This is a genomic window from uncultured Winogradskyella sp. (assembly GCF_947498005.1).
Taxonomy (GTDB): Bacteria; Bacteroidota; Bacteroidia; order Flavobacteriales; family Flavobacteriaceae; genus Winogradskyella.
Genome location: NZ_CANMIW010000003.1, coordinates 515,104 through 527,151, shown reverse-complemented (window position 1 = coordinate 527,151; position 12,048 = coordinate 515,104). Strand labels below are relative to the sequence as shown.

Annotated in this window: 14 protein-coding genes; 11 read left to right on the top strand and 3 right to left on the bottom strand. The window is 32.4% G+C overall.

All coding sequences use genetic code 11. The annotated features are described in order from the left end of the window. From Q0891_RS08150 to Q0891_RS08120, 7 genes are all read left to right on the top strand, one after another. Nucleotides 1-648 (top strand): DUF2459 domain-containing protein, encoded by a 648-nt coding sequence (locus Q0891_RS08150; protein ID WP_299100555.1) that lies wholly within the window; start codon nucleotides 1-3, stop codon nucleotides 646-648. A gap of 42 nt (nucleotides 649-690) precedes the next feature. Continuing rightward, on the top strand, nucleotides 691-1,257 hold the full coding sequence (locus Q0891_RS08145; protein WP_299100605.1) for a DUF4126 domain-containing protein: 567 nt from the start codon (nucleotides 691-693) through the stop codon (nucleotides 1,255-1,257). A 75-nt stretch (nucleotides 1,258-1,332) separates the two neighbouring features. Then, the gene (kdsB, locus tag Q0891_RS08140) at nucleotides 1,333-2,061 is read left to right on the top strand and encodes a 3-deoxy-manno-octulosonate cytidylyltransferase (RefSeq protein WP_299100553.1); all 729 of its coding nucleotides are present in this window, start codon (nucleotides 1,333-1,335) and stop codon (nucleotides 2,059-2,061) included. Further along, nucleotides 2,052-2,756, top strand: a complete 705-nt coding sequence (locus tag Q0891_RS08135; RefSeq protein ID WP_299100551.1) for an HAD family hydrolase — start codon at nucleotides 2,052-2,054, stop codon at nucleotides 2,754-2,756. The genes kdsB and Q0891_RS08135 overlap by 10 nt, the downstream gene beginning before the upstream one ends. Nucleotides 2,757-2,760: 4 nt before the next feature. After that, nucleotides 2,761-3,384, top strand: a complete 624-nt coding sequence (locus Q0891_RS08130; protein ID WP_299100550.1) for a CatA-like O-acetyltransferase — start codon at nucleotides 2,761-2,763, stop codon at nucleotides 3,382-3,384. Nucleotides 3,385-3,446: 62 nt separating this feature from the next. Further along, complete coding sequence (locus Q0891_RS08125) at nucleotides 3,447-4,508, top strand: iron-containing alcohol dehydrogenase family protein (RefSeq protein ID WP_299100548.1); 1,062 nt, start codon at nucleotides 3,447-3,449, stop codon at nucleotides 4,506-4,508. A 1-nt stretch (nucleotide 4,509) separates the two neighbouring features. Further along, nucleotides 4,510-5,058 (top strand): 1-acyl-sn-glycerol-3-phosphate acyltransferase, encoded by a 549-nt coding sequence (locus Q0891_RS08120; RefSeq protein WP_299100546.1) that lies wholly within the window; start codon nucleotides 4,510-4,512, stop codon nucleotides 5,056-5,058. 104 nt (nucleotides 5,059-5,162) lie between these two features. Here the strand turns inward: Q0891_RS08120 and Q0891_RS08115 are convergent, their stop codons facing one another. Next, a complete protein-coding gene (locus tag Q0891_RS08115) occupies nucleotides 5,163-5,639 on the bottom strand; it encodes a nuclear transport factor 2 family protein (protein WP_299100544.1) in 477 nt (158 codons plus the stop codon). Nucleotides 5,640-5,738: 99 nt separating this feature from the next. Between Q0891_RS08115 and Q0891_RS08110 the strand changes: the two genes are divergently transcribed. Continuing rightward, nucleotides 5,739-6,770: a hypothetical protein gene (locus Q0891_RS08110; RefSeq protein ID WP_299100542.1), complete on the top strand. Its 1,032-nt coding sequence runs from the start codon at nucleotides 5,739-5,741 to the stop codon at nucleotides 6,768-6,770. A 54-nt stretch (nucleotides 6,771-6,824) separates the two neighbouring features. Here Q0891_RS08110 and Q0891_RS08105 read toward each other — a convergent pair whose 3' ends face one another. Together Q0891_RS08105 and Q0891_RS08100 are read right to left on the bottom strand one after the other, a co-directional pair. Then, complete coding sequence (locus tag Q0891_RS08105) at nucleotides 6,825-7,277, bottom strand: hypothetical protein (RefSeq protein WP_299100540.1); 453 nt, start codon at nucleotides 7,275-7,277, stop codon at nucleotides 6,825-6,827. Nucleotides 7,278-7,318: 41 nt separating this feature from the next. Then, nucleotides 7,319-8,416 carry a heparan-alpha-glucosaminide N-acetyltransferase domain-containing protein gene (locus Q0891_RS08100; RefSeq protein ID WP_299100538.1) on the bottom strand — a complete coding sequence of 366 codons (1,098 nt, stop codon included), beginning with the start codon at nucleotides 8,414-8,416 and terminating at the stop codon, nucleotides 7,319-7,321. 270 nt (nucleotides 8,417-8,686) lie between these two features. Between Q0891_RS08100 and Q0891_RS08095 the strand changes: the two genes are divergently transcribed. Genes Q0891_RS08095 through Q0891_RS08085 form a run of 3 tightly spaced genes read left to right on the top strand, consistent with a single transcriptional unit; the run spans nucleotide 8,687 to nucleotide 12,033 of the window. Next, entirely contained in the window at nucleotides 8,687-10,084 is a 1,398-nt protein-coding gene (locus Q0891_RS08095) for a sodium:alanine symporter family protein (RefSeq protein ID WP_299100536.1), read from the top strand. After that, nucleotides 10,062-10,319, top strand: a complete 258-nt coding sequence (locus tag Q0891_RS08090; protein ID WP_299100534.1) for a DUF4212 domain-containing protein — start codon at nucleotides 10,062-10,064, stop codon at nucleotides 10,317-10,319. Before Q0891_RS08095 ends, Q0891_RS08090 begins: the two co-directional genes overlap by 23 nt. A gap of 19 nt (nucleotides 10,320-10,338) precedes the next feature. Further along, a complete protein-coding gene (locus Q0891_RS08085) occupies nucleotides 10,339-12,033 on the top strand; it encodes a sodium:solute symporter family protein (protein ID WP_299100603.1) in 1,695 nt (564 codons plus the stop codon). Nucleotides 12,034-12,048 lie beyond the last annotated feature (15 nt).

Sequence of the window (12,048 nt, the reverse complement as noted above, 5' to 3'; positions counted from 1 at the left end):
ATGAAATTAATAAAGAGGATTTTTAAATGGATTGTTTATGTACTATTAATCCCTTTTACTTATCTAATTATATCATTAGTTCTGAGTTACATTACAATAGACAGAAAAGAACAGCATGCAGATTTTAGTAAATCAATATACTTAACTACAAACGGCGTACATTTAGATATTGTAATTCCCAAAGAAAATTTAGATAGCTTACTATTAAAGGATTTAAAACATTTTGAATCTGAGGCGTATTTGTCTTTTGGTTGGGGAGATGAAAATTTTTATTTAAATACACCTACTTGGAGTGATCTTACTGCTAAAAATGCATTTAGTGCCATGATTCTCGAGAGTTCAACACTTATGCATGTAACGAGATATAAAGAAAAGCGTTCAAATTGGATAGAAGTTAAAGTGAATGCTTCAGAATTAAAAATGGTAAATGCTTATTTATTGAATACTTTTGAAACGAATAAAGATGGACAAAAAATAACACTTAATAATAAAGGATATACTTCTAAAGATGACTTCTACAAAGCTAAGGGAAGCTATTCTTGTATTAATACATGTAATAGTTGGGTAAATAATGGATTTAAGGAAGCAGGATTAAAAGCGTGTTTATGGACGCCTTTTGATTTTGTACTTTTAAAAAAGCATAAGTAATTTGAGCACAACGCCTTATTGATATAATTAATAACTTATCAAATTTTTATGGAAACAATTCTAAGTATATTTTTGGGTATCGGACTTGCAGCTTCCGTTGGCTTTAGGGTGTTTTTACCCTTATTTGCATTAAGTTTAGCTGCTTATTTCAATGTTTGGGAACTTAATGAATCTTGGGAGTGGATTGGGAGTACAACGGCTGTCATCACTTTAGGTATCGCCACATTAGTTGAGATAGTTGCCTACTATATACCTATTGTAGATAACGCATTAGATACTATTGCTATTCCATTAGCAACCATAGCAGGAACAGCAGTTATGGTCTCAACAGTTGCAGATTTAAGTCCTGTGATTACTTGGGCATTAGCCATAATAGCAGGAGGAGGAACGGCTGCTGCTGTAAAGAGTTCGGCAGGCATAACGCGTGCTGGTTCTACGGTGTCTACAGCAGGTTTTGGAAACCCTATTGTCTCTACCATAGAAACAGGGTCGTCCATAGTGATGTCTATTGTGTCTATATTTTTACCAATTTTAGCAATACTATTTGTCCTTTTTATTTTTTATATCATCTATAAGGTTTATAAAAAAATACGACCGAGTTCCAGTTAAGTATCAATATATCAAATCAGTTTTTAAAGTCGATTTTAAATCTTATTTTTGAAAATACTCACACAATTCATATAGATGAAAATAATCTCCATGATTCCGGCACGTTACAGTGCGTCACGTTTTCCAGGTAAACTAATGCAAAATTTAGCAGGAAAATCAGTGATTCTAAGAACATATGAAGCTACTGTAGCCACTAAATTATTTAGTGAAGTTTATGTAGTAACAGATAGTGAAATCATTTTGAATGAAATAGAAAGTAACGGAGGAAAAGCTATAATGAGCATTAAAGAGCATGAGTCAGGTAGTGATAGAATTGCAGAAGCTGTAGCTCATATAGATTGTGATATTGTTATTAATGTACAAGGTGATGAGCCTTTTACAGAACGCGAAAGTCTGGCAAAAGTCATTGATGTATTTAAAGATGATAAAGACAAAGAAATTGATTTAGCTTCTTTAATGGTTGAAATAAAAGATTGGGATGAAATTAGTAATCCTAATACAGTTAAAGTTATAGTAGATCAGCAAAATTTTGCACTTTATTTTTCAAGAAGTCCTATACCATTTCCAAGAGATAAAAACGTAGGAACACGATATTTTAAACACAAAGGTATTTATGCCTTTAGAAAAGAAGCGATATTAGATTTTGCTGTCTTACCAATGCAATTTCTTGAGGCTACAGAAAAAATTGAATGTATAAGATATTTAGAATACGGAAAACGTATTAAAATGGTTGAAACCACTATACAAGGTGTAGAAATTGATACACCAGAGGATTTAGAACGAGCGAAGAAACTGTGGAAGTAAATTACAAAAACATAAAAGTTATTGGCTTTGATGCTGATGATACGCTTTGGGTAAACGAAACCTATTTTAGAGCTGCTGAAGAAGAAGCAGGTCGACTATTATCGCGTTTTGAGACACCTAACAAAATTGATCAAGAACTTTTTAAAATGGAAATTAAAAACCTTCCAACCTATGGATATGGTGTAAAAGGTTTTATTCTTTCTATGATTGAGTTAGCTTTAGAGTTATCTAATCATACCGTTTCTAATGAAGTGATTGCAGCGATGTTAAAAATCGGTAAGGATATGATTAATAAACCGATAGAGTTATTAGATGGTGTAGAAGATGTTCTTAAAGTATTATCTAAAGATTATAGATTAATTGTTGCCACTAAAGGCGATTTGTTAGACCAAGAACGAAAATTAGAAAAATCTGGTTTGCTAAAATATTTTCATCATATAGAAGTGTTGAGTGAAAAGCAGGAATCTAACTATTCAAAATTATTAAATCATTTAGATATAGCTCCTGAGGATTTCTTAATGGTTGGTAATTCGCTAAAATCAGATATTTTACCTTTAGTAAAACTGGGAGCAAAGGCAATTCATGTTCCGTTTCATACAACCTGGCAACATGAAACTGTAACTAAAACGGAAGCCAACGGATCTGGTTATGCTACAGTAACCTGTTTAACTGAAATTTTAGATTTTTTTAAATAAAAGATTGAGAGTATTAGATAAACATACATGGAATAGACAGGCTCATTTTGAGTTTTTCAACACATTCGTAGATCCTTATTTTGGGGTCACATTTAAAGTAGATGTGACTAAAGCCTATAAATTATCGCGTGATAAAAACGTGTCGTTTTTTGTTAAATATTTGCATGCAACGATGCAAGCAATAAATGACGTTGAGAACTTAAAATATAGAATCAACGAATTGAATGACGTAGTGGTTTATGATGCAATACATGCCTCGCCAACAATTCTGAGACCTAATAAAACCTTCGGGTTTACGTTTGTGAATTATGATGAGGATTTTACTAAATTTCAAAATAATTTTTTAAAAGAAAAAGAAAGAGTATTCAATACTAACGATCTATTTCCACCAGTTAATTCAATGGATTGTGTACATTGTTCATCGTTACCTTGGGTTAATTTTACAGGTCATAAAGAACCGTTTAATGGTGCTAAAGATTCTGTTCCCAAAATCGCATTTAGTAAAATGGAAAGTGTAGGATCTAAAAAAGAAATGCAAATTGCAATTAGTGTTAATCATGCCTTGGTAGATGGCTACCATATTGGGCTGTTTAATGAAAAGTTACAATTTCATTTAAATAGGTCGTAAATATGAATGAAGTTGTTATTTTTGTTAAAGATATAAAGTAAATGATATATAAAAATTATCCAATGGTGTCCAGAGTTGTTTTTGGGCGAGGAAGTTTCAATCAGCTCGATGAAATTCTCGCAACAAAACGTAAAGGACGTAATGCACCATTTATATTTTATGTAGACGATGTTTTTAAAGGAAATCATTGGTTAACATCTAGAATTACGTTATCCTACAAGGATAAAATTATTTATGTACCAACAAAAGAAGAGCCAAAAACTACACAAATAGACCAATTAGTAGAAGACATCATTTTAGAGTATAGTGAATTGCCTTCTGGTATTATTGGAATTGGAGGCGGAATAGTAATGGATATTGCTAAAGCCGTATCATTAATGTTAACTAATAAAGGTGAATCTAAAGATTATCAAGGATGGGATTTAATAAAGCATCCGGCTATATATCATGTTGGCATACCTACAATATCTGGAACAGGAGCTGAAGTATCGAGAACTACAATTTTAACTGGTCCTATTCGTAAATTAGGAATTAATAGTGATTACACACCTTTTGATCAGGTTATACTAGACCCAGAATTAACAAAAGATGTTCCTAGAGATCAATGGTTTTATACAGGTATGGACTGTTTTGTGCATTGCGTAGAATCACTGAATGGAACATATTTAAATGCTTTTAGTCAGAGTTATGGAGAAAAAGCTTTTGAGTTATGTAAGGAAATCTTTTTAGAAGATACATTATCGCCTGAAGAGGCGCAATCTAAATTGATGATGGCATCTTGGCATGGAGGTATGAGTATAGCGTACTCTCAAGTAGGTGTAGCACATGCATTAAGCTATGGTTTAGGCTATCTTTTAGGTATTAAACATGGAATAGGAAACTGTATTGTTTTTGACCATTTAGAAGAATATTACCCTGAAGGTGTCGCTATTTTTAAACAAATGAAAGCAAAGCACAATATTCAATTACCTGAAGGTATTTGTGCAGATTTAGAGCCGTATGAATTTGACAAAATGATTGATGTTGCTTTAAGTTTAGAACCACTTTGGGAAAATGCAATAGGTAAAAACTGGAAAACCAAGGTAACCAGACAAAAGCTTTTAGAGCTTTACAAAAAAATGTAAAATGCGCTGGTTAGCAAAATTAATATATTTTAAGGTTTTGGGATGGAAAGTGGTTGGTAACACCAATTTTTCAAAGGATTCTATAAAAAAGGCTGTGATTATTGCAGCACCTCACACCAGTTGGAGTGACTTCTATATTTCTCTTTTATTAAGGAAAATTACTCAGGTTAAAACTAATTTTATTGGAAAAAAGGAGCTCTTTATATGGCCATTTGGTTACTATTTTAGAGCCGTAGGAGGTCAGCCGTTAGACAGAACACCTGGACAAAATAAAGTAGAAGCTATTGCTAAATTGTTCGAAGGTAAAAAGGAGTTTAGACTAGCTTTATCTCCAGAAGGTACCAGAAAAAAAGTAGATAAGTGGAAAACTGGTTTTTACTACATAGCCAAAGCCGCCAATGTTCCTATTATTATGTATACATTCGATTTTAAGAATAAACAAAATACTGTATCACAACCTTTTTATCCTACAGATGATATAGAAGCCGATTTTAAATTTATGAAATTGTTTTACAAAAATGTTATTGGAAAAGTCGAAGCCAACAGTTAAAAATATAATTTATGGCATAACATTTGAAGTATAGATAATACAATGAAACATAAAGTAAACTCTAAGTCCCTAAAAAGAAACATTGTTCCAAAAAAGCTATCTAATTAATTAGATAGCTTTTTTTTATTGATAAACTTATCAAGTAGTGAATTTGTTTGTATTTGTAGTTTGTTTTTGAAAAAAGACATACCTCCAAATAAAAACCCTTTAAATCCAATAGCTTGTTTAGCCCAATTGTGTAAATCAAAAACATCAGTATGCTTAATTATTAAACCATCCTTAAATTCAAAAGTAGCATCAATTTTATTATGTACTTTTCTTCCAGTTTTACTAAAGGTATAATGTGCTTCCCAATGAGCAGAGCCTGTCTTTTCGTTAGTTATAATATTTGAGTGTTCTACTTTAAAACCATTTCCGTTTTGCGACTCGCAAAGCATTAACCACATAGATTTAGCTCTGTCACCTTTTAAAATTCCAAAAGCTGGATCTTCAAAAACTACATCATCATGGTAGCATTTAACCATTTTATTCCCATCACAATTATTTAAAGCAGTATAAAATTCTAAAATTAAATCGTTCATTATTAAGTTTTTGTGTCGTGTTTCTGAATGTGTTTAAATTTTTTAAAACCGACTAGTCTATAATTACGTAGGTAAAGTACAAACAAAAAAACAAAAAACATGAAAATTCAAAGAGCAACCTTATTTAGTACTTTATCAGCAGCCTTGTTATTATTTTCCACATCATGTAGTGATGACGATGATAATTCAATGGATAATAATGATAGTGTAAAGGTATATGCATCAAATAATTCTAATGGTAATATTTCTATTTACGATTTTTCGTCTAGTACTAGTGTAACAACTAAGTCCTTAATCACGGTGTCTTCTGCTGCAGATGGAATTTATTTTGATGAGGATACAGAGACCGTTTATCAAGCCTCTAGATCTGGAAACAATTTAGAAGGCTTTATTGGTGTAAACGATATAGTTGATGGTACAGTTATAGATACAGCAATTTCAGGAGCAAGTGATATGACAAGTCCGAGGGAAGTTGCCGTACGTGGAAATTTATATGTCGTTGCAGATAATGCAGATGTAGATGGTGATGCAAATACACCAGATGGTAAATTATATATCTATACCTTATCTAATGGAAGTTTTACTCTAAGAAATGTAGTTACAACTGATATAAAATTATGGGGAATTACATTTAATGGTAACGATTTATACGCTGTTGTTGACGCAACTAATCAGCTTGCTATTTATTCAGACTTTTTGTCTAATACTACAACGACAACGGTTAGTGCAACCAAAACTATTGCGCTAGAGGGTATTGTTAGAACACATGGTATTACTTATGATACTAGTTCTGATGTTTTAGTAATGACGGATATTGCCTCAGCTACAAATGGTCAAGATGATGGTGGTTTTCACGTTATAGAAAATTTTACAAATAAACTAAATGCGTTGGCAAATGGAGAAACGTTAGCATTATCTAATCAAATAAGAGTTTCTGGTAGTGCTACATCATTAGGAAATCCTGTAGATGTTGCTTATGATGCAGAATCACGAACTGTTTATATTGCTGAAGCAGGAAACAATGGCGGTAGAATTTTAGCATTCAATAACATTGGAACAGGTGGAAATTTAACACCTAGTTTCAATAGCGCATTAGCATCGGCTTCGTCGGTGTTTATAACCAGTAATTAGTCGCTCTAATTGCTATGAAAGAGAAAAAGACCATCTTTAATTAGGTGGTCTTTTTTATTCTATAATAATTTTATTTCTGTAACCAATATCAGTTCTTGTATCAAACAAAAAATCAAAATATGCCGCACCATCTTTGGTTCCACTTATAACCGTTTTTGCTCTGCCAATTTCTAAACCAGATTTATTAAAGACTTTTGCCATAACTTCTTGATTAAAATCAGAATCAAAAATCACATATAAAGTTAGTTTGTTATTGTGGCTACTTGATTGACTTCCGATGTTATAAACACCAGTTTTTAAACCTTGTTTTTTAAGATTATTTGAAAGCATAATTTTACATTCTAAGGTTTTATCTACACCTTCAGAAACACCTTCAAAAAATTCCGTAGCACTTTCTCCAACAACTTCTCCACCTCTGTTAATCCCTTCTTTGGTTTTGTTCGCTATCCTATTGCAAGAAACTAGGCATAATATTAATAATAGTAGGATCGTTTGATTGCGTTTCATACTGTAGATGGTTTTATTCGAATAATTAAAAATATAAAAAATTATCGCGTATAGCGTTTAATTTTCTCCATTAATTTTCTAGTGTTAGAATATACAAAGGCATTAGTCTTAGCATAATGAAATGATAAAAAACAAACCACAGACAAAAATAACAACGCACCAATAATGGCTTGCCAAGGAGTGAGTGTATTCCCTATAATTTGGTGTAAACCTATACCTGTGAAACTACCATAAATAATAATAAAATGTATAACATAAATGGATAGTGTTTTCTGTCCTATTCTTAGAATTAGTGGTTGCTTAATATAGTTCTCTGCTAAATAAAACAACGAGAATAAAATTAACACATTTCCAAATCTTGTGAAAAGATAATTATAATAGGCTACATCTTTAAAAATTGAAATATCAAACCAATAATAGAGTTTCATAAATAACCAAGCAGATTTCATTACTAGAGCAATTCCGAAAATAAAAAAACCAGAAACTATGGCTATTTTAAATTTTGGACGTTCCACATATCTATAAAACAATGTAGAAATAAAAGCACCAAATGCTACATAGCCAAACCAAGGAATAATTGTAAAAATAGAACCGTTAGATTTAGATAAATAGTTTGAGAAAATTAACGGAACTTCTGGTAATTCTAAATAGCGATATAATGGTTCTGAGATAAAAATACATAATCCTAGAACTAGCATTATTAGTGAGAAAAACAAAGTCTTTCTAAATGTAAGTTGATAAATTAGTACAATACCAATTAAAGACAATCCAATACATTGCAAAACGTCAATTACAAGAAAATAGGTGTTGAATTCGCCCATTAACCATTGAAATATAGGAGCTCTTAATAGATACCCAATTCCAATGAGCATTATACCACGCATCAAACCTTTTCGCATCCTTTGTTTAACCTTGCCGTTCCGTTTGGCCTTGATAAGCAAGTAAGAAAATATTAAACCGGAAATCGTAAAAAAGGTAGGAGCCGTAATCCCTCTAAAATATTCCCATATATTAAATACTGTATTATTTTGATCTCTATAAGATGGATCTAGTAAAGTGTCTATAAAATGGCCTTGCAGCATCATTAAAATTGCAAAGGCTCTTACAGCATCAATAAAATAAAGGCGATTAGGATTCAAATTAATTGGTTTGTCACAATAAATATAGCTTATATTATACTTACAGATCTCACATTATACTCTAAGAATACTATTTTTTTAGTATTAAGAATTAATATTTAGATGAAAATCTATTCAATTTGAAAGATTATAATTACTATTTCAATAGTTCGGTATTACAAAAATATGTTATTTAAATTTTATTGGTAAAACTATACATAAGCATATTAGTTATAAATAAATTGATGACATTATACTTTAAATAAAAACGGTTTATTAAATTTATAATCTATGACAATTCTTAACCAAATTCTTAAACAATTCTCGGATCTTGCTTGGGGTTTACCTTTGCTTATTTTATTAATTGGAGGTGGTTTGTACCTTTTAATTAGGTCTCAGTTTTTACCGTTTCGGTATTTAGGACATGCGATAAGTGTGTTACGAGGAAAGTATGACGACCCAAACGATCCTGGTCAGATTTCGCATTTTCAAGCATTAACAACAGCGTTGTCATCTACAATTGGTATGGGGAATATAGCTGGTGTAGCATTAGCCATTTCAGTTGGTGGACCAGGAGCTATGTTCTGGATGTGGATCAGTGCTATTGTTGGTATGGCAACCAAGTTCTTTACATCAACTTTAGCAATAATGTATAGAGGTAAAGATTCTCATGGTGAAGTACAAGGAGGACCTATGTATTTCATTATTGAAGGTCTTGGAAAAAACTGGAAATTTTTGGCTGTAATGTTTAGTGTTTTTGGTATGCTTGGGGCATTGCCTGTTGTGAATGTTAATCAACTAAAACAAGCCATTAATGATATTATATTAATACCAAATGGTGTTGAGGTTAGCTTTACTACCAATCTAATAATTGCTATTGTTTTGGTTGTTTTTACGTCTATAGTTATTCTTGGTGGACTAAAGCGAATTAGTTCTCTCGCAGCTAAAATGGTACCTACAATGGTTATTCTATATTTTGCATTAGTGTTAATCATTTTGGGTATTAATTTTGAAGAAGTACCAAAGTATTTTGTAATGATTTTTACAGACGTGTTTGAAGCTAATCATATAAATGAAGATTCTGTATTTGGTGGTGTATTAGGTGCGCTGGTTTTATTAGGCATAAAACGAGGAGCGTTTTCTAATGAAGCAGGTATAGGAACTTCACCTATGGCTCATGGTGCAGCTAAGACTGACGAACCTGTACGAGAAGGGTTAGTTGCTATGTTGGGACCTGTAATAGATACGTTGATAGTTTGTACGCTTACAGCTTTAGCTATTTTAGTCACAGGTGTTTGGCAAACAACGTCTAATAATGGAGTAAGTCTTACGGCATCTGCTTTTCAAGATGCAATTCCTGGTGTTGGTCAGTATCTTCTTATGGTATGTATATTCATATTTAGTATTTCGTCCTTATTTTCTTATGCCTATTATGGCACAAAATGCATGTCTTTTTTAATAGGAGCTGACAAAAAGCATTATTATAATTATCTCTACATTTCTAGTATTGTTATAGCAGCAACCACCAAATTTGAAGCTATGATAAATTTTATAGATGGTGTGTTTGCACTAATGGCAATTCCTACAATGACGGCTACTATAATCTTGGCGCCAAAGGTTATAAAGGAATTAAAAGGTTATATTAAAAGATTAAAACTAAATAAACATGAAATCAAAGAAGGATCCTAAAGGGTATTGGAGAGCCAATATCAAATATGTATTAATCTTACTTGCCATATGGTTTACGGTTTCATATGGTGCAGGTATCATTTTTAAAGATGAATTAAATACTATTAAAATAGGAGGTTTTAAACTAGGATTTTGGTTTGCTCAACAAGGCTCAATGTATGTGTTCGTTATACTCATTTTTGTATATGTGAAGCTGATGAATAATCTTGATAAAAAATTCGGCTATGATGAATAATCTATTTTTAATTGCAGGAATGGAAGTACAGACATGGACCTATATATTAGTTGGCATAACTTTCGCAATATACATCGGAATTGCAATATGGTCTAGAGCAGGTTCTACAAAAGAATTTTACGTTGCAGGTGGAGGTGTTTCGCCATTAGCAAACGGAATGGCAACTGCAGCAGACTGGATGAGTGCAGCCTCATTTATTTCTATGGCTGGCATTATTTCTTTTGCTGGCTATGATGGTGCCGTTTATTTAATGGGCTGGACAGGCGGTTATGTTTTATTAGCATTATTACTAGCACCATATTTACGAAAATTCGGAAAGTTTACCGTTCCAGATTTTATTGGCGATCGTTATTATTCTAATACAGCCAGATTGGTTGGTGTTATTTGTGCATTAATAGTGTCATTTACTTATGTAGCAGGCCAAATGCGAGGTGTTGGTTTAGTGTTTTCTCGTTTTTTAGAAGTTGATATCAATACAGGTGTTATCATAGGTATGATAATCGTGTTATTTTATGCTGTTCTAGGAGGCATGAAAGGCATTACTTATACACAAGTAGCACAATATTGTGTGCTCATATTTGCGTTTATGGTGCCAGCTATTTTTATTTCAATTCAAATGACAGGCAACCCAATACCACAACTAGGATTTGGTAGTACACTATCGGATGGTTCAGGAACTTACCTATTAGATAAGCTCGATGGATTGAGTACAGACCTTGGTTTTAATGAATATACAGAAGGCTCAAAAACCACACTAGATATTTTTGCAATCACACTAGCTTTAATGGTTGGTACAGCAGGTCTTCCGCATGTTATTGTTAGATTTTTTACTGTAAAGCGTGTTAAGGATGCTCGAAAATCAGCAGGTTTAGCATTGTTACTTATTGTTATTTTATATTCTACAGCACCAGCTGTGTCTGTTTTTGCTAGAACAAATATGATTGAAACCGTTTCTAATCAACCTTACACAGCAATGCCAGAGTGGTTTAAGAAATGGGAAACAACTGGTTTAATCAGTTTTACAGATAAGAATAATGATGGTATTATTCAATATGTAGCAGATGAATCAAAAAATGAATTGATTGTAGATAATGATATTATGGTTTTAGCAAATCCTGAAATAGCTAAATTGCCAAACTGGGTAATTGCCTTAGTAGCCGCAGGCGCTTTGGCAGCAGCACTATCCACAGCTGCAGGTTTATTATTGGTTATTTCTTCCTCAGTGTCTCATGATTTAATCAAGAAAATGATAAATCCAAAAATTACAGAAAAAGGAGAATTAATAGCGGCACGTCTTTCTGCTGTTGTAGCGGTTTGTGTAGCTGGTTATTTTGGTATTAATCCGCCTGGTTTTGTAGCAGCTACTGTCGCTTTAGCTTTTGGTTTAGCTGCGGCTTCATTTTTTCCAGCTATCATACTTGGTATTTTTTACAAAAAGATGAATAAAGAAGGAGCTGTTGCTGGTATGATAGTAGGCATAACTACCATGTTATTTTACATGACTAAATTTAAATTTGGCTGGTTTGGTGGTGGCGAAAAAGCCGATTGGTGGTTTGGTATTTCTCCTGAAGGTTTTGGAACTATAGCGATGCTTCTTAATTTTATAGTATCAGTTACAATTATGAAATTTACTAAGGTACCTCCAAAAGAAGTTCAAGATCTGGTTGAGAATATTCGTATTCCAAGTGGTGCAAATGAAGCGGTTTCTCACTAAGATGATATATTTAAT

What these genes read in the sequence shown, in the direction of transcription:
- Q0891_RS08125 (WP_299100548.1), top strand. Translation starts at nt 3,447, where the DNA reads ATGGTGTCCAGAGTTGTTTTTGGGCGAGGAAGTTTCAATCAGCTCGAT.
- Q0891_RS08085 (WP_299100603.1), top strand. Translation starts at nt 10,339, where the DNA reads ATGGAAGTACAGACATGGACCTATATATTAGTTGGCATAACTTTCGCA.
- Q0891_RS08090 (WP_299100534.1), top strand. Translation starts at nt 10,062, where the DNA reads ATGAAATCAAAGAAGGATCCTAAAGGGTATTGGAGAGCCAATATCAAA.
- Q0891_RS08120 (WP_299100546.1), top strand. Translation starts at nt 4,510, where the DNA reads ATGCGCTGGTTAGCAAAATTAATATATTTTAAGGTTTTGGGATGGAAA.
- kdsB (WP_299100553.1), top strand. Translation starts at nt 1,333, where the DNA reads ATGAAAATAATCTCCATGATTCCGGCACGTTACAGTGCGTCACGTTTT.
- Q0891_RS08110 (WP_299100542.1), top strand. Translation starts at nt 5,739, where the DNA reads ATGAAAATTCAAAGAGCAACCTTATTTAGTACTTTATCAGCAGCCTTG.
- Q0891_RS08105 (WP_299100540.1), bottom strand. Translation starts at nt 7,277, where the DNA reads ATGAAACGCAATCAAACGATCCTACTATTATTAATATTATGCCTAGTT.
- Q0891_RS08095 (WP_299100536.1), top strand. Translation starts at nt 8,687, where the DNA reads ATGACAATTCTTAACCAAATTCTTAAACAATTCTCGGATCTTGCTTGG.
- Q0891_RS08115 (WP_299100544.1), bottom strand. Translation starts at nt 5,639, where the DNA reads ATGAACGATTTAATTTTAGAATTTTATACTGCTTTAAATAATTGTGAT.
- Q0891_RS08150 (WP_299100555.1), top strand. Translation starts at nt 1, where the DNA reads ATGAAATTAATAAAGAGGATTTTTAAATGGATTGTTTATGTACTATTA.